Below are 16,440 nucleotides of genomic sequence, written 5' to 3'. Positions count from 1 at the left end.
TTAAAACTCTGCTTCGATGCAGAAACTCATAAACTCCTTGGTACTTGGATGATTAAGCTCAAGAAGCTCTGCGTGCAGATGTAGCCTATCGGCCTTGGTACCGTAGAGATCGTCACCGACTATCGGCATATTTAACCCTTGAGCATGGGCGCTATGCACTCTTAACTGATGAGTACGCCCTGTTTTAGGGTATAAGTGAACCTTAGTTTTGCCATGCTTACGTTCAACCACCTGCCACTTAGTTTCGGCGGGTTTTCCATGCTCAAAGCAAACTAATTGTCGTGGTCTGTCATCGAAGTCGCCTCTCATCGGAAGGTTAATGAGCCCTTCATCCTCTGTAAGCTCACCAGTTAGTAATGCGGTGTAGCGCTTCTTTACTGTGCGGGCGATAAATTGTGCTTGCAGGTTTTTATTGGCCTCTTTGGTCAGTGCTATTACCATTAATCCAGAGGTCGACATGTCGAGTCGATGAACAATAAGTGGCCCTGTTGCATCAGGAAACTGAGTCTTCATGCGAAGATACACAGAGTCTTGAATACTTTTTCCTGGCACAGAGAGAAACTCGGCAGGTTTATTGATGATGGCCATCTCTTCATCTTGGTAGATGATATCTATGGTTTTACCTACAGCAGGGTTAGTGAGTAAGGGGTTTTTATCCAACTCCATCCCATTAAGCATATGACCTAAGATAGGTTTACATTTTCCCTGACAGGCACCATAAAAGTTCTTATGTTGGCGGATCTCAGATTTAGGTGAGCTCCCCCACCAAAACTCAGCCATTGCCAGTGGTTTCATGCCCCATTTGAAGGCGTAATGAAGCAGTTTAGGTGCTGCACATTCACCAGAGCCCGCCGGTGGTGTTTGATGTACGGTATCTTTGAAAATGCTGCCTAAATCTCTATGCTCACCTTTGATATTTAAAAAGCGGTATTGCTCAAATAGCTTTTTCTGTAGTTTGGCTGATGAGGTTTTACGCTCCTGCTTGAGCAGGTCTATTTCATCGGTTAGTTGTTTGAGCTGCTGTTTTGCAGCATCTACTCGTTCATCCCAATAGAGGTTTAGGGCTTTAAGCTGATTTTTATCGTGAACACTCTCTTTAGCAAGCTTGGCTTGAAGCTTGATAAAATCGGTTTCATTAAGCTCGAGTCCAGCTTCTGCTCTACGGGCTTTGCGTGTTTTTCGCCCCTCAATAATATGTTGTCTTTGGGCCTCAATCTGCTGTTTACTTGCATCGATTTCATTGGCCAATAAGTTACTGTATTCACTAATCTTAGGGTTAGTGTTTAGCTTGCTTAGCTGTTCACTGAGTTGATTTATGCGTGTTTGCTCTGTAAGGAAAAAACCTCCCTCTGTGAGCATGTCAAATACCGGAGGCACGAAGTGGGGCAGAAGGTTTTGGTCGGCAACTTTACCTGAAAATGCCGATAGATAACCGAGTTGTCCTTGGGCATTGTGAACCACTAAGACACCGAACATCTTACCGATTGCTCCCTCTCGAACGCCTTGGTGACCAAAATTATGGTGCCATTGAGTTTGGCTGTCGAGATATGTCTGAAGCTCCTTTGCAGCAAGCAAACATAGCGGGTGAGGCTCATAGTAAAATGGATAGGTAAATCGCTCAGGTAGTGCTAATTCTTGGGCTGAATCTTTAAAGAGGGTGAAGCAGTTTTCAGGGGAGTGCATGATATAGTCTTTAGCCATAACAGCGCTAAGCTATATGGACGGTAGTCATTGGTGCGAAAGTTGGGCGATTTTACCCTTTTACCCCCTAAAGTTCAATTTGAGCTGTGTAGACTTTGAGCCTATCTCTGGATAGTAAACTTTGAATCATTCTCATTACTTAACATATCCAAAAATTAATCTATGTTACTTATAGGTTAACTGGTTATTCTCCTTTAAATACAATCTCTTGCATTGTTATTTTTTATTGTGTTTTTTTCTCGTAAAAAAGCTAGATATATCATTGTTCTAGTTAGGACATTTAGTGTAGATTACGCATCCTTTTTGCTCAGTCTTTGAGCAACCCAAATTGTTGTTTGATTGGTTAGAGATCTTTTTTAGCTCTGCCATTTTTTGCATTTTGAATCCTCTATTCATCATTAAGCCTTTAAGTGGCCAAGACCGTTAGAGCGTTCCCCTATTGAAGGTATTATCAATGAACATCTTATTTCTTATGTATCCATGGAGCAGTGTTGAGCCTGAAACAGACTCAACATTAAGAATGATCCATGAGTGTGTTGCTAGGGGACATACCGTTGCGATTACAACGCCACATAACTTGACCATGAGATCATCTGAAGCAAGTGCTTTTTGCCAAATTTTCAGTAAAGAGGAGCCAGTATCGAATAATATCGTCTCTTTTTATAAAAAGGCTGTGTTTAAAAAGGCGCGTTTGCCGTTAGCAGGCTTTGATACGATTATTATGCGTGCCAACCCACCTTTGGATCCAATAGCACTGAACTTCTTAGATTCGGTGCGTGATGATGTGTTTATCATGAACGATATTGATGGCTTACGTATTGCTAATAATAAGCTGTACACCGCTTCATTTGATGATCCAACAAATACGTTTATCCCTGTAACTCATGTATCTAAAACTCCTGAGTATTTAGAGGAGGTGTTAAGGGAGTCGACAACCGATAAGATGATCATGAAGCCGCTTGATGGTTACGGTGGCCAAGGGGTTATCTTAGTGGAGAAGCACGCGCAAAAGAGCTTCCACTCTCTACTTGAGTTTTATATCAACAGTGGCAAAGGCGGCAATTACGTTATCTTACAAGAGTATGTAGAGGGCGCTGACGCTGGAGATGTGCGTATCTTAATGCTTAATGGTGAGCCTATCGGTGCGATGAAGCGTATTCCAGCTCAAAATGAGGTGCGCTCAAATATCCATGCGGGTGGCAGCGTGGTTAAACATGTTCTAACCAAAAAAGAGAAGGAGCTGTGTAAGCACATAGGTCCTAAATTGGTGAGAGATGGGCTGTTTTTTGTTGGTATTGATGTGATCAACGAAAAATTGATTGAAGTGAATGTGCAAAGTCCAGGTGGGATAATGCGTATTAATAAGCTTAATAACGTTAAGTTACAAAAAAAGGTTATCGACTTTGTAGAGGGTGTGGTGAATGCCAAAGAGGTCTTGAGCCAACGTAAAACTGAATTTAGAAAGGCGATTGAAGATGCTCACGTTATCTGAGAAGGAGTGTATTGCACTCATTAGCAGGGGCGAGTGTTTTCAAGCTGAGGTTGAAGATGGCGCTTTCATTGTAAAGATCGATGATTACTCACCTATGGTCTGTACTGCTATTCATAATGGTCACAGATTGCGAGATGATCTTAAAAAATCCTTTTTATTGAGTAAGGAGGAGCGGTTTTATGAGGAGGACCCCTATACGGATGAGTTGATCTCCTCGTTTCCGATAGTCTTGATTGGTAATGACTCTCGCTTTGAATATGACTTGAATCGCGCTAAAACTTTGTCGACTTACTATAAAACAGCTTGGGATAAGCAGGTTTGGGAAAAACCGCTGTCGACTAAACAAAGAGCCTTTAGTCATGCTAAGCATGAGTCATTTTATAATGTGCTTGAAGCCATTATTGCTCGATTAGAGATGCTATTTAAAAATAGCATCGTATTTGACATGCACTCTTATAATCATCAAAGGATCGCGAAAGACACGCCAACGTTTAATATTGGTTCAGGTCAGATCGATGTCGAGCGTTGGGGGAGCATTTGCCACTATTTTGAGCGAGAGCTGAATAAGATAAGCCTGCCGAATATCGATGTGAGGGCGGCAACTGATGAGGTCTTTCAGGGGCGAGGTTATCTTATTGCTCACATTAATGCTCATTTCGACAACACCTTAGTGTTACCGGTTGAGGTTAAAAAAGTCTTTATGGATGAGACGAGTGGGGAGGTTTACCCTCTGGTACTCGAAGAGCTAAAAGCTGGCGTGAAACATGCTATCTCTGAAACTGCGGCTCACTTTATGCGCCGTTTTGGAAAGCGCAAAACCGTTAGTAATGCCGATCTACTCTCATCATCTCTGTCGCCAGAGCTGGTTGAACTGGACAAGCAGCTCTATGGACTGTGTAGAAGCGTTGAGACGCTAAGGTTTATTAATCCGGTAAATATTGCCAGTGAGCGCAAGAATTTTTTTGGTAAAAAAGCCTTAATTACGCCTGATTTTAGTTATAAACAGTTGAACATTAACCCTTACCAATTTAGGGAGCAGTTGTATAAACTCCCTGTCGAGCAGGTGATGGACGCTGATATTCAACAATTATATCGCCATGTTATCGATAATATGGCAACTAAGATTGACCTGATTTCTTCCATTGGCAGTGATGACTTTGTTTACAACTCGCTGAAATATTATGGTCAGCCTGACAAGAACGATCTGGCTAATGCTGAGTTTATTTTAAGGGCGCCTGACATCGAAGGCGATGATGAACTTGAGGTTCATACAGCTGATGCCGCAGTTGAGTTTTTTAAAGAGAAAGCCGAGGAGTGGGGCCTTAAGTGTAAGATCGAGAAGTCATCTCGAATTGTTGCTAAGGCGATGGTTGATAATGATAAAGCCTGCTTATTGATCAATAAAGAGGCCTCATTTACATCCAAGGAGTTAGTTGCATTTGCTTACCACGAGTTAGGTGTGCATATGTTGACAACCGTGAATGCTAAGAGTCAGAAACTGAAAGTGTTTTCGTTAGGTTTGAGCGGCAATACCCAGACTCAAGAGGGGCTTGCCATCTACAGCGAGTATTGCTCTGGTAATTTAACATTAAGCCGATTGAAAACCTTAGCGCTTAGGGTGGTTGCCGTTAATTTAATGCTACAGCACAGAGATTTCCCTGCGACTTATCAGACATTGGTCAAGGAGTACGGTGTAAGCTGTGAGCAAGCGTTTACACTGACAACTCGTGTGTATCGTGGTGGTGGTTTTACTAAAGATTACTTATACCTGAAAGGGTTTAGAGATATCTATACTTTAGGGAAAACGACTCAGCTTGATAACCTATTAGTGGGTAAAACAGGCTTGTTGGATCTGCCTACAGTTAATGAGATGGTAGGGCGAAACTTGTTGGTAAAACCTGTTTCACTATTCGAGCTGCAATTAAAGCCGCCTCAACCACTCTCGATTATCGATTATCTGGTTTCAGGTATCCGTTAATTGGTAAAACACTTATGACCCCCTCACTTTATGTGAGGGGGCACAATTAAGGTTTAACTGCCCTAACGATGGGGTTTTGTAAACTGATCAATGTTTCGGTCGATTGGATCTCGTCGATCGATTGAATGCGGTTTATTAAGACATGTTGTAGCCCATCTATGGATTGGCACATGACTTTAACGAACACACTATAGTTACCTGTCGTATAGTAAGCTTCTACCACCTCCTCCAAGGCATTGAGTTTAGATATTGCTGCTGGGTAATCGCCTGCACTTTTGAGGTTAATACCGATAAAACAACACACATCATAGCCAAGGGCTTTAGGGTCTACAGTGATTTGTGCACCTGTGATAATACCCGCCTGCTTCATCTTCTCTACACGGACATGGATTGTTCCCGCACTGACACCAAATCGTTTGGCAAGCTCAGCAAAGGGGGTTCTCGCCTCCTCCATCAGTGCTGATAAAATCTGGTTGTCGAGTTGATCTCTTTGAAATGAGGTATCCATTGTGGGTAGCTTATTAATATGATGAATACTAACTAATCTACGTCTTTTTGTATGATATAGCTATCAAAAAGCGATTTTTGTTGTAATTATATTTAATAATAAAGTGAGGTAGAGAGGTTATTTCGATTTTTCTCTCTTTCACTGTTTTGTCTCAGACTCTAAAAAGGGCACTTCACAGGTAAAAGTTAACGCTTCTCCTGAGTAAGGTTGTTTGATGGTCAGTTCTTGAGCATGCAATAGTAGCCGGCTAGCCAAAGATTTTGCTAACGGATCTGCATAAAAGTTATCACCAAGTATCGGGTGCCCTATAGCAAGCATATGTACCCTTAGTTGGTGTGAACGACCTGTAATGGGGGTTAGCTTGACTAGAGTTGAGCGTTTAGCCCTACTTATCACTTCATAGTGTGTGAGTGATGGCTTACCCACTTTATGATCTACCTTCTGTTTTGGGCGGTTTGGCCAATCGCAGATAAGGGGAAGTTCGACTGTGTCGCTGTCCGATTTTATATGGCCAGCAACGCGCGCGTAGTAGGTTTTCTTAGTTTCCCTTTCTCTAAACTGTCTTTTCAACTCTTTTTCTGCATTTCGTCTTAGTGCAAGGACGATAATGCCAGATGTAGCCATATCGAGCCTATGTACAACTTGAGCATTTGGGTACTCGGCCAAAACCCGGGCATAGATACTGTCTCTATGGGCAGGGTCACGCCCTGGAACCGAGAGTAGTCCTGACGGTTTATTAACAACCAAAATGTCTTTGTCTTGGTAGATTATCTCAAGCCATGGGGTTGTAGGAGGGGAGTAGATAAAGTCAGACATAAAAAAAACCTAAGTAGAAATGCGCTGCAAAGATACCTGCTTGGAGCTAGGTGAAGCAAGTAAAAATAGCTCCAGAGAGCCTCTCTTTTGACTTTAGTGAGCGGATTTAATGTTAATAGCATTGATTTCATTTGTTTATCTTGGTCTAATTTAAGACTCTTATCTGTACTCTTTAGAGTTTCATGTTTTTATTTCTATTTTCAAGCTAATAAAACGGGTTATAAATGTTAAAGCGAACTCGGTATCGATTGGCTGATAAGGTAGTCGATCCAGCGCAATGTACCATCTTAAACGATGGCAACTTACTCAAGGTTGAGTTAAGGGCCATGCAGGTATTACTGTGTCTAATAAACCATGCTGGTGAACCTGTCAGCCGAGATATGCTGCTCGATGAGGTCTGGTCTGGTGGCGAGGTTTCTGATAATGCGATTAATCGTATTATAGGGATACTAAGAAATCAGCTTGGAGACAATGCCAAGTCGCCGGAGTTCATCAAAACCTTGCCTAAGGTGGGCTATGTTTTAATAGCCCCTATTACTCTGGTCAAGGAGGTGACTAAGCATGAGAAGTTTGCGACAGAGGTTATAGCGGGCGCAGAGCTAGATGTAGAGGAGAGCAAGAGGCAGGTATTTAAACGAAGCCTGTTTGCGACTCTTTATCAACATGCTGGAAAAATGTCGATTCTAATGGCGGGTCTTCTGTCTCTGCTACTCTTCTCGGTTTATCAAATTAGCCACAATGAGAGCAGTGAAAGTCCTCAACATATCAAAACAGAGCTTAAGCGTTTGACCTATTTAGATGGGCAAGAGCTATCACCTATGCTCTCGACTGATGGAAAGTACCTGACTTTCGCCAAGCGAAAACTTGGAGAGAAAAATTGGCGTGTAGGTTTAATGACACTGGGCAGTCGTAAAACCTATTTTCTTGATGATCCGTTTGATAGTCAAGGCTATCCTGCTTTTAGTCCTGATGGAAACAAGATAGCTTACCTTTCATTTAATTTTGGTGGTGGCTGTCAGATTAACATGGTGGACATTAATGATGGGGAATTTGGAGAGATAACTAAGATCACTGATTGTAAAAGTATTATTCAGAGTATCAGTATTGCCTGGCACCCATCGGGCAAAAGTATCTACTATACCGATGAAGATCATCAAAAGGAGTTCCTTAGTGAGAAGATGATTTTCTCTATTGACATAACAGGGAAGAATAAAAAACAGTTAAGTCAACCCTATTCCATTGGTGGGGGAGATTATTTGATTAGCCTCTCTCCAAACGGACGTTTTCTGGCCGTAGTCAGAGATGTTAATTGGGACAAAGTTCAGGTGATGCAGCTCTCATTGGAGACCGGAAATTGGCAAAAGCTATTCCCTGTAGAGCTTGCTTTACATTCTGTTGGCTGGAGCCGAGATAGTGAGTCAATTATCTATCGCGGTAAGGGAGATAATTTGATGCGGTATGATATAGAGAGTAAGAGTCATATTCAGTTAACCAACATATTGCAGCCAATTCTCTCACCTATCTCGAGTCCTAGTGGGGGGGTTGTTGCTGTATTGGGTAAACTGTACGATGGTGAAATTTGGAAGTTAAATTATCCTTTCGATGAGTCAGGTGATAGCCCCCTCTTCGTGAACAATAAACCTGTTGAAAAACATTATATAGCATCTAACGGCAGTGATTCTCGCCCCTCTGTTAGTTTAGATGGTAAACAGTTAGCTTTTGTCTCAACTAGAACGGGTGAGTCGCAAATCTGGTTAAAGTCACAAGATGGAACTGAGAGACAGTTAACATATTTTGAAGATATTAATTTTATAAGGCATATCAGTTTCTCTGATGATGGTACTCAGATTTTAGGGCGAAACAATCACCAAGCTTTTATCTATGATCTAACGACTAACACTGTAGAGTTTATCGATATTCAAGGTGGGCATGAACTTTATAGCGTAGTTTGGGGGCCTGATAAACAAACCATTATGGCAGCGTTTGATATTTTAGGAAAATCGTCATTTAGGCTAGTGGATATAAAATCGGGGGAAATATCTGATGTTCTGGCCGAAGAGGTTGAGTTTGGCCAGTTTTCTAATACGGGTCAGCTCTATTTTACTCAAAGAGCGAAAGATGGTTTATGGACGATTGAGAACGGTGATATAAAGCTAGTCCATAAGGATTTTGTTGTAATGTTAGATATGTCTTGGACTATCGTCGATCAATTTGTTTATAACTTGGCTTACCGAGAGGGGCGTGTTGACATCGACCGGATAGATCTTAATACAGGACAAAAGGTGATTATGAAATTTGTTGATATTCCACTACCACAAGCAATTGCTGTCGACAGAGAGGGAAGTATTTTCCTTGGTATTTATAACGAGAGTAATACCAACATAGTTAAGCTTGATTATTAGATTGTAGAGTTAAGTTGATGAAAATCAATAGGTAATGTTTTTGTCATGTTTTTGTTATGTTTTTTGAGCCCTTAAGTTGTAGTTTGGCTTGGTAGACCTTAGTGGTGGCTAAGCCAGCTCGTATGGCTATTGAAAAAGCAAAAAGACTTATTTTAGTAAAGATTTAGTTAGTATGGATTTGATCTTAGTGGTGACTTGAGAGGACCAAATATGAAAAATAGTAAAATAATGACGTTCTTTAAGGCTACGCTAATTGGGGCTGTCTGCACATCAGGAATGAGTGTTGCAGTCGCTCAAAGCGAAGATGAGATAGCTTTTAATATAGAGCAGAATATCTTTGAATTAAATAAGGATAAGAGTAAGGATGAGGTGGTGCTTAAACCTACTGTTTGGTGTCCTGCTAAGCCTTGTCCTGGTGAACAAAGTAAATAACTATAGGCAGAAAGTAGATTAACTAAAAATGGTTGTGTATCAAGAGATACACAACCATTTTTAGTTTTTAACTCTAAACAGCTTCTCCTTCCTTCTATTCAACCTTAGCTTAAAATCGTCTGCACTTAATGCTAATCAATAATCTACCTGTCTTTCTATTTAACTCTTATGTTCGGGATATAAATTTTTCTGCTGTAACTTTTCCATCAAAACTCACTTTTATACTTAGGTTCTAGGGTTCTAGGGTTCTAGGGTTCTAGTAATGAACGGTATTCCCCCACCTTTTTACAACAACGAAAGCAATTTTCAACCGAGTGTCTTTATCAATTATGTGGAAGTCTATTAATTTATATAATTTAATTTATTTCTTAACCTATTGAATTTAATGTGAATCACTTTTTCATTATCTTACTGTTATGACTCAATGCTGCTATCAGTTGTAGTTTTGTAGTCAGACAGGTTAACTCGGTAAGTATCAGTCTTTAGGTTTGCTTTTAATCTAAACTTTACCCTGGGTTTCATCACTGGTTCTCTACAACAAAAGGAAGTATGCAGTATTTTTGAGCGTCATATATTTCATTGTCTGGTCCACAATTGAAATAACTGGATAGTACAGATAGTTAGGATTGACGACTTAGATCTTGAGTTAGGTCTAAACAAGTCACTGAACTATAGGTATTAGCGTGATAGCTTTTAGTACTGTTTTATTTCTGTAGAGGAAGGTGGTTCATTAATTGTGTACGCCTAATCTGATTACAGATTAACCTGTCTCCCTATTTACTTTTCAACCGAAAACTGAAGTAAAATTTGTCAATTTAAGATGTACTGCTAGCGTTTATGTTTAATTATGATTGTTAGATTTACTTTTATGTAGTTGAACTTACTTAGTTTTCACTACGGCTAAGCCAAGTTTACATCATAAAGTTGTTAGGAATAGTCATCTCCCTTTAGACATAGGGGTGCTTCATTTGAGCACTCCTTTTTTTTGGCTTTTTTATGCCATATCCTCTTATATATCCTTCGGCTTAAAGCTTATCTACTTAGAGTGGTATGTAATTGCTGCTGAATGAGGGGAACTCTTATGCTTGCTCCGAAAGAGTAGTGTTATGAAAAACCGTTACCGTTGACATGCATCAGTGAGAAAGTCCAAACCACAAATGACAGTGCGATATGGATAAAAGCGTAAACCCCTTGATCTAGCCTCTCCATTCCCTTGGCCTGCCATATAAGCTGACCGTGTAGCAATATTACCAGTGGGAATAAACCGAATAGGGGGTAGAAGGCGATTGAGCTGCTATCACCGAGTATTAAACGACTAAGAAGGGACCAAAAAACCATAAAAGCCGTGAGAATGGGAGGAGCTGCTTGTCGATATTGTTCTGGATAGGGGAACATATAACTCCTAATTTAGCTTTCTACTATTACCATATTATGGATTAAAGGGGTTTTCTAGCAATCAGCTGTGCTTTCTGACTCATGGTCGATGAGTTAAACACCTTTCCCTCAAAGTAATGTAGACAGCTCCAATGATCAAATTCTGATTTGAGCTCATGTTGTTTTAATAGGAAGTTAGGGTTTCTGGGGCGACCAATTTCAGCTTGTTTTTCGATAAAGGTTTCATAGATGATAAGTCCTCCTGGTTTAATCGCTGCCTTGATTTGTGGAAAAAGAGGTCGGTGTAGATAATTAAAAACCAGTACCACATCATACTCTTCAACAGGAAGGTTTGGCGCTGTGCTAATTTCTAAATCCCATTCAAGGTATCGATGACCGTTAGGCCTTTTATTTAGGCCTGCTAATGACCTATCGATAAAAGTTACGTTATCGCCACGCTCTACAAACCAGAGACCGTTTCTGCCGCTACCACAGGCGAGATCGAGTACTTTCTTATTGCTTTTAAGATTTAACTCTTCAAAGTCAGTAATTAACTTTGAAGCCTCAACCTTTAACTTCTTTTCTTCCATCGATTCTTCGCCCGTGAATAACTGAAAAATGACGTAACCCAGCAGGGCCATGAGATACGACTACAGATAGCAGTAGTATAGTGATCACCAGCTCTGGTTTATATTGGCCTAAGGGGATAAAGAGGAGGAGTAAACCAAGCTTTACCAGTGTGAGCACTCCTTTAAGCTGGATTAACCAACGCCAGTCTCTTACAACTTCCCATATCATCATTAATAAGCCAGTTGTCATGGCTATGCACCAGTAGTAGATCCATTTCTCTTGTGGAACGCCTAAGAGTATGCCACCACCAGCACCTGTTACACCGAGAATATGAAGGGCTCTTAGGCTGGTTTTACTTAGCCTTTGCAACCAAAACTGTTTTTCTGAGAGTTTGCTTTTTGCCATGTTCAAAGGATGATTCGTTAAGTTGTTGTCAGCTTATCAGGAATTTGTATGCTGTGAAGAGCAGCTGGAAAAAATTGTATAGATAGGGCTCTTATCATCGTGTTTTGTATCGTGGAGTTGGTGAATTAAACATAGGTTTCTATTAGACTCTTAAACCTAAGCAATATAGAGCTAGATATAGGGAAGATGATGAAAATAGGTTTCTTTAGTGCAAAACACTATGACATGGAACACTTTGACCTTGCCAATAAGACTTTCGGCGCCGAAATAGAGTATTTTGACTATCGCTTATGCATGAAATCTGTGCGGCTGGCTCATGGGTTTGAGGCAATTTGCGCTTTTGTGAATGACTCTTTATGTGAAGAGGTGTTAGTTGAGCTTGCGAGAAATGGAACTAAGATCATCGCTATGCGCTGCGCTGGGTTTAATAATGTCGACCTTGTTGCTGCTAAACGTTTAGGTCTACGAGTCGTTAATGTTCCGGCATATTCACCTGAGTCTGTTGCAGAGCATACGGTGGCCCTAATGTTGACTCTCAACAGAAAGGTCCATAAAGCCTACCAGCGAACCCGTGATGCTAATTTCTCTCTGGAGGGGTTAGTAGGTTTCAACATGCATGGTCGCACTGTTGGAGTTATAGGTACGGGAAAAATAGGCGTCGCAACTATCAAAATACTGCAAGGTTTTGGCTGCAAGGTGGTTGCTCACGATCCCTATCCAAATCCACTGGTGGTAGACCTTGGGATTGATTATCTGTCTCTTGATGAGCTCTACTCACTGTCGGATATCATCACTTTGCATTGTCCACTGACTCCTGAGAATCATCACCTTTTAAGCGCTAAAACCTTTGATAAAATGAAACCAGGGGTGATGGTGATCAACACCAGCCGAGGAGGCTTGTTAAACGCAATGGATGCGATGGAGGCACTTAAAAAAGGCCAACTGGGCTCGCTAGGTTTGGATGTGTATGAAAATGAGAAATCACTCTTTTTTGAAGACAAGTCGAATGAGATTATTCAAGATGATGTATTCAGACGCTTATCTGCTTGTCATAACGTTATCTTCACAGGTCATCAAGCATTTTTGACAGCCGAGGCTTTAGAGGCCATCGCGTCAACGAGTTTACTTAATGTGCAGCAGCTACTCGAAGGTGCAACTTGCCCTAATGAATTAAAATCATAAGCTTACAAATAAAGAGGAGATTAAAAATTCAAGTCCTCTTTTGTGTAAGTTGAGTGATAACAACTGACAAATCAACGCTTGGCTGATAGATTAAAGGCTCAATATCAGCCAGAGTTTTAACATTATGATGGTCACCCATGAAGTTCACGATATTCCAACCGCCACTGGAGTGATGCGAACCTATCTTTATCGCCCCGATGAAGAGGGGCCATTTCCTACCATTTTATTTTATTCCGAGATTTTTCAGCAAACAGAACCTATTGCAAGAGCCGCAACAATTATGGCTGGCCATGGTTTTGTGGTGCTGGTTCCTGAAGTGTTTCATGAGCTCAACCCAATAGGAACTGTGCTTGCTTATGATGATGCTGGTAAAGATAAGGGTAATGAAGATAAGTTTGCTAAGCCCCTAGAGAGTCATGACTCTGATACAGAGGCACTGGTTCAGTTTGCCAGAAGTCAGCCTTTTTGTACCAGTCAGGTTGGTAGTATGGGCGTGTGTATTGGCGGTCATTTAGCCTATCGTGCTGCGATTAACCCCGATATATCAGCAGCGTTTTGTTTATACGCAACCGATATCCACTCAAGTACCTTACCCAGTGAAGAGGGAAATGACTCTCTTTCCAAAACCGCAGATATTCAGGGGGAGCTGGTGATGGTGTGGGGCAAGCAAGATCCCCATGTTTCAACCGAGGGACGTAAACGTGTGTATGAGCAATTAGAGAGTACGCAGAGAAGGTTCACTTGGTTGGAGGTCAATGCGCAACATGCCTTTATGCGCGATGGTGAAAGTCGTTATGATCCTGCTTTAGCCATTCAGATGTATCTACAGGCTGTCGCTTTTTTTCACAGAATATTACGTTGAGCACTGATGGGGTGTTGCAGTAAGAGTTATGATATATACCCAAGCAACTTCAAGATGTAGGATTCAGCATGTCGAGAAGTGACAGAGTTCAAGGCATGAAAATAGTAGGACTAGTTATTCTAATTCAATATTTCATAACACAGAAAAATGTTGCTTCTCGCCATGCCCTTCGGGAGTTCCCGTAGAATCGCTGCACTGCGTTAGTGATATCAACAAGGGAATAACCATTATCCTCAATCACTGCCTTGTTCAGCTATCCTACAGGAGCTCTGAAACGAGCATCTTGAGGTAGCTTGGGTATATGACTCTTACTGCAAATTACTTAGCTCTGCTTGCTGTAGTTGGCAAGATCTTCAATGCTAACGCGAGCGATAAATTCATTATCTAGATAGAAATCTACCTGTTCTCCGCTCTTTTTACCTGACATCAGCTGCTGACTACCGTCATCGAAATTGAGTGTCATCACTAAAGTATCTTCACTGGTCGCTTCCATGGTGGCATTGGTAAGCTTAATTTCTGGTAAAGGAGCTTTTGTAAGCTCTTTATTCAGATGAGGATTAACCTTAAAGATAGCTTCAACTGGCATATCTACGACTGCCGGTGAACGTTTGGTTATTGGGTTAGTACCAGTCCAAAACTCAATGCTATTGAATATAAAGAGATCTGCTGTAGCAGTTAAACCATAGACAGGGCTTAATAACATAAATAAGCCTGCGCGACCAAAGCGGTTATCAACAACACTTAAGTTGCCCTTCGTTACCATAGCACTCAGTCCCATCTGTCCCATGCAACCTGTGAGTTGGGTACTTAATAGCGTGGCAAGTGTGATAGAGATTAATGTCTTTTTCATGATTATCTTCGTTGGTGGGAAAGCGAGCAGATTGTAATGATTAGATATTTATTGTTGGAGATCCTAATCACAAATCTTGGTTGAGTTTTAGTTAGTATTGCTAGCTAAGTCGATCTTGATGTTACTCATTGGGAGGAGTTGTTCTTACTATGATTTAAAGCGAGCGTTTATTCGTCGTTAACCATTTTGTGATTAACCCTCGTATCTTCAGCAATAACAGCTCCTGTATCGGCTTATCGAGATGGTCAGAGGATTTTTGGGTGTGTTATTTTAGTGTTTTAGCGCATACTACGCCGCTTATTTAAGGGGGAGGTATCGATGGCAGAACTTGAGACATTATATCAGAGCGAAGATGAGTATGGTCCTCTATTAGTATTGGAAGATAAGCATATGCGTGTGCTCTCATTTGGCGATAATGATGAGCAGAGTAAGCTATTAAAGCTACAACCTTTTCTACCTCAACATACTTATGTACAGGCTATGTTATTGGTTCTGTTATTTATTAAGCCTAAGAGGGTGGTCATACTGGGTTTAGGTGGAGGTGGATTGATACATGCACTTCGTCATTATGATGCTGGAATTAAGATAACGGCGGTAGAGCTAAGAGCTCAGGTGATAGAGATAGCTAAACGTTTTTTTCAACTACCGATAGGCAAAAAACTGATATTAATCCACCAGGATGCGGCGGAGTTTCTTGAGTTGGCTGATCATAAAAAGGCCGATGTTATTTTTGCCGATATCTATGGGGCCGATGGTGTTGATGAGAACCAGTTGTCTGAAGCTTTCATCAAAAATGCCGCAATGATGATTAAAGCCGACGGTTTTCTGGTCTTAAATTGTTGGAAAGAGCATAGCCAAAATCGAGAGTTGCTAGGGTTACTGCAAACTTACTTTGTTGAGGTAAGGGCATGTTTAACTGGAGGAGGAAATTGGGTGGTGTTTGCCAGCAAATTAAAGCGAGATATTACCAGTAGCGGCATGAAAGCTAAAGCACACAGTTTATCTCTGCAGTTGGATTTTACCTTGAGTCGCTCACTGACTCGTTTCGACCACTGGGTATAAAAGTCTGAAGATAGGCAAGCGAGTTTGTCTATCTGACTTACCTTTTCCTCTCTTTAACTTATATGTTCGGATAAATCGATTAGGATAATAGGATTTACCCGTTATATTTAATTTAAGTTCCTCGCTATTATCTTCACATCGAAAACAAACTGATAGTTATATATAACGTCAGGTGAATGAATTAATTAGTAATTTTAACGGAGCTTTAAATGAATCAATCTATCATCAACACTGAAATCAAGCCTTTTTCTGCAACTGCATTCCACAAGGGCGAGTTTGTTCCTGTTTCTGAGCAAGACCTATTAGGTAAGTGGTCTGTTGTTTTCTTCTACCCTGCTGATTTCACGTTTGTATGTCCAACAGAGCTTGGTGACATGGCCGACCATTATGAGAAGCTACAATCTATGGGCGTTGAAGTTTACTCAGTATCTACTGACACTCACTTCACTCACAAAGCTTGGCATGATGCTTCAGACACCATCAACAAGATCAACTACCCAATGATTGGTGACCCAACTGGTACTATCACACGTAACTTCGGAGTGATGATTGAGGAAGATGGTTTAGCACTACGTGGTACTTTCGTTATTAACCCAGAAGGTGAGATCAAAGTTGCAGAAGTTCATGACCTAGGTATTGGCCGTAGCGCTTCAGAACTTGTTCGTAAAATCCAAGCTGCACAATATGTTGCTGAGCACGACGGTGAAGTTTGTCCAGCTGCATGGCAACCAGGTGCAGAGACGCTAGCTCCATCACTTGACCTAGTCGGAAAAATTTAATTTAACCTGTTGGTAGCGGCTTCATCT

15 protein-coding genes are annotated in these 16,440 nt (G+C 41.1%); 8 read left to right on the top strand and 7 right to left on the bottom strand.

Annotated features, from left to right (window positions below; genetic code table 11):
• Positions 1-1,683: an RluA family pseudouridine synthase gene (locus K0625_RS04790; protein WP_220108963.1), complete on the bottom strand. Its 1,683-nt coding sequence runs from the start codon at positions 1,681-1,683 to the stop codon at positions 1-3.
• A 472-nt stretch (positions 1,684-2,155) separates the two neighbouring features.
• On the opposite strand from K0625_RS04790, the gene gshB reads away from it, so the two are divergent.
• Together gshB and K0625_RS04780 are read left to right on the top strand one after the other, a co-directional pair.
• Positions 2,156-3,193 carry a glutathione synthase gene (gene gshB / locus K0625_RS04785; RefSeq protein WP_220108633.1) on the top strand — a complete coding sequence of 346 codons (1,038 nt, stop codon included), beginning with the start codon at positions 2,156-2,158 and terminating at the stop codon, positions 3,191-3,193.
• Entirely contained in the window at positions 3,177-5,171 is a 1,995-nt protein-coding gene (locus tag K0625_RS04780; protein WP_220108632.1) for a flavohemoglobin expression-modulating QEGLA motif protein, read from the top strand. The genes gshB and K0625_RS04780 overlap by 17 nt, the downstream gene beginning before the upstream one ends.
• A gap of 46 nt (positions 5,172-5,217) precedes the next feature.
• Here the strand turns inward: K0625_RS04780 and asnC are convergent, their stop codons facing one another.
• Positions 5,218-5,679, bottom strand: coding sequence for a transcriptional regulator AsnC (asnC, locus tag K0625_RS04775; RefSeq protein WP_012323556.1), 462 nt, complete (start codon positions 5,677-5,679; stop codon positions 5,218-5,220).
• A 138-nt stretch (positions 5,680-5,817) separates the two neighbouring features.
• The gene (rluA, locus tag K0625_RS04770) at positions 5,818-6,495 is read right to left on the bottom strand and encodes a bifunctional tRNA pseudouridine(32) synthase/23S rRNA pseudouridine(746) synthase RluA (protein WP_220108631.1); all 678 of its coding nucleotides are present in this window, start codon (positions 6,493-6,495) and stop codon (positions 5,818-5,820) included.
• A gap of 224 nt (positions 6,496-6,719) precedes the next feature.
• Between rluA and K0625_RS04765 the strand changes: the two genes are divergently transcribed.
• Entirely contained in the window at positions 6,720-8,897 is a 2,178-nt protein-coding gene (locus K0625_RS04765) for a winged helix-turn-helix domain-containing protein (RefSeq protein ID WP_220108630.1), read from the top strand.
• 210 nt (positions 8,898-9,107) lie between these two features.
• Positions 9,108-9,329 carry a hypothetical protein gene (locus tag K0625_RS04760; protein WP_220108629.1) on the top strand — a complete coding sequence of 74 codons (222 nt, stop codon included), beginning with the start codon at positions 9,108-9,110 and terminating at the stop codon, positions 9,327-9,329.
• Positions 9,330-10,433: 1,104 nt separating this feature from the next.
• Here the strand turns inward: K0625_RS04760 and K0625_RS04755 are convergent.
• Genes K0625_RS04755 through K0625_RS04745 form a run of 3 tightly spaced genes read right to left on the bottom strand, consistent with a single transcriptional unit; the run spans position 10,434 to position 11,678 of the window.
• Entirely contained in the window at positions 10,434-10,724 is a 291-nt protein-coding gene (locus tag K0625_RS04755; protein ID WP_065188201.1) for a hypothetical protein, read from the bottom strand.
• A 41-nt stretch (positions 10,725-10,765) separates the two neighbouring features.
• Positions 10,766-11,293, bottom strand: a complete 528-nt coding sequence (locus K0625_RS04750; protein WP_220108628.1) for a class I SAM-dependent methyltransferase — start codon at positions 11,291-11,293, stop codon at positions 10,766-10,768.
• Positions 11,268-11,678 carry a hypothetical protein gene (locus K0625_RS04745; protein WP_220108962.1) on the bottom strand — a complete coding sequence of 137 codons (411 nt, stop codon included), beginning with the start codon at positions 11,676-11,678 and terminating at the stop codon, positions 11,268-11,270. Before K0625_RS04745 ends, K0625_RS04750 begins: the two co-directional genes overlap by 26 nt.
• A 189-nt stretch (positions 11,679-11,867) precedes the next feature.
• On the opposite strand from K0625_RS04745, the gene K0625_RS04740 reads away from it, so the two are divergent.
• Complete coding sequence (locus tag K0625_RS04740) at positions 11,868-12,860, top strand: 2-hydroxyacid dehydrogenase (RefSeq protein WP_220108961.1); 993 nt, start codon at positions 11,868-11,870, stop codon at positions 12,858-12,860.
• Between the two features lie 124 nt (positions 12,861-12,984).
• Positions 12,985-13,722: a dienelactone hydrolase family protein gene (locus K0625_RS04735; protein ID WP_065188197.1), complete on the top strand. Its 738-nt coding sequence runs from the start codon at positions 12,985-12,987 to the stop codon at positions 13,720-13,722.
• Between the two features lie 322 nt (positions 13,723-14,044).
• On the opposite strand, the gene K0625_RS04730 is transcribed toward K0625_RS04735, so the two are convergent.
• The gene (locus K0625_RS04730) at positions 14,045-14,572 is read right to left on the bottom strand and encodes a DUF3332 domain-containing protein (RefSeq protein ID WP_012323565.1); all 528 of its coding nucleotides are present in this window, start codon (positions 14,570-14,572) and stop codon (positions 14,045-14,047) included.
• Between the two features lie 318 nt (positions 14,573-14,890).
• Here K0625_RS04730 and K0625_RS04725 point away from each other — a divergent pair, with 318 nt between their 5' ends.
• On the top strand, positions 14,891-15,634 hold the full coding sequence (locus tag K0625_RS04725; protein WP_220108627.1) for a spermidine synthase: 744 nt from the start codon (positions 14,891-14,893) through the stop codon (positions 15,632-15,634).
• 209 nt (positions 15,635-15,843) lie between these two features.
• A complete protein-coding gene (gene ahpC, locus K0625_RS04720; RefSeq protein WP_220108626.1) occupies positions 15,844-16,413 on the top strand; it encodes an alkyl hydroperoxide reductase subunit C in 570 nt (189 codons plus the stop codon).
• Positions 16,414-16,440: the final 27 nt, after the last annotated feature.

The organism is Shewanella nanhaiensis (assembly GCF_019457885.1).
Classification (GTDB): Bacteria; Pseudomonadota; Gammaproteobacteria; order Enterobacterales; family Shewanellaceae; genus Shewanella; species Shewanella nanhaiensis.
The sequence above is the reverse complement of the archived record's forward strand: the minus strand, read 5'-3'. Positions and strand labels throughout refer to the sequence as shown.

Excerpts from the sequence above, each read along its gene's own strand:
- K0625_RS04790 (WP_220108963.1), bottom strand. The coding sequence starts at position 1,683 with ATGCACTCCCCTGAAAACTGCTTCACCCTCTTTAAAGATTCAGCCCAA.
- gshB (WP_220108633.1), top strand. The coding sequence starts at position 2,156 with ATGAACATCTTATTTCTTATGTATCCATGGAGCAGTGTTGAGCCTGAA.
- K0625_RS04780 (WP_220108632.1), top strand. The coding sequence starts at position 3,177 with ATGCTCACGTTATCTGAGAAGGAGTGTATTGCACTCATTAGCAGGGGC.
- asnC (WP_012323556.1), bottom strand. The coding sequence starts at position 5,679 with ATGGATACCTCATTTCAAAGAGATCAACTCGACAACCAGATTTTATCA.
- rluA (WP_220108631.1), bottom strand. The coding sequence starts at position 6,495 with ATGTCTGACTTTATCTACTCCCCTCCTACAACCCCATGGCTTGAGATA.
- K0625_RS04765 (WP_220108630.1), top strand. The coding sequence starts at position 6,720 with ATGTTAAAGCGAACTCGGTATCGATTGGCTGATAAGGTAGTCGATCCA.
- K0625_RS04760 (WP_220108629.1), top strand. The coding sequence starts at position 9,108 with ATGAAAAATAGTAAAATAATGACGTTCTTTAAGGCTACGCTAATTGGG.
- K0625_RS04755 (WP_065188201.1), bottom strand. The coding sequence starts at position 10,724 with ATGTTCCCCTATCCAGAACAATATCGACAAGCAGCTCCTCCCATTCTC.
- K0625_RS04750 (WP_220108628.1), bottom strand. The coding sequence starts at position 11,293 with ATGGAAGAAAAGAAGTTAAAGGTTGAGGCTTCAAAGTTAATTACTGAC.
- K0625_RS04745 (WP_220108962.1), bottom strand. The coding sequence starts at position 11,678 with ATGGCAAAAAGCAAACTCTCAGAAAAACAGTTTTGGTTGCAAAGGCTA.
- K0625_RS04740 (WP_220108961.1), top strand. The coding sequence starts at position 11,868 with ATGAAAATAGGTTTCTTTAGTGCAAAACACTATGACATGGAACACTTT.
- K0625_RS04735 (WP_065188197.1), top strand. The coding sequence starts at position 12,985 with ATGATGGTCACCCATGAAGTTCACGATATTCCAACCGCCACTGGAGTG.
- K0625_RS04730 (WP_012323565.1), bottom strand. The coding sequence starts at position 14,572 with ATGAAAAAGACATTAATCTCTATCACACTTGCCACGCTATTAAGTACC.
- K0625_RS04725 (WP_220108627.1), top strand. The coding sequence starts at position 14,891 with ATGGCAGAACTTGAGACATTATATCAGAGCGAAGATGAGTATGGTCCT.
- ahpC (WP_220108626.1), top strand. The coding sequence starts at position 15,844 with ATGAATCAATCTATCATCAACACTGAAATCAAGCCTTTTTCTGCAACT.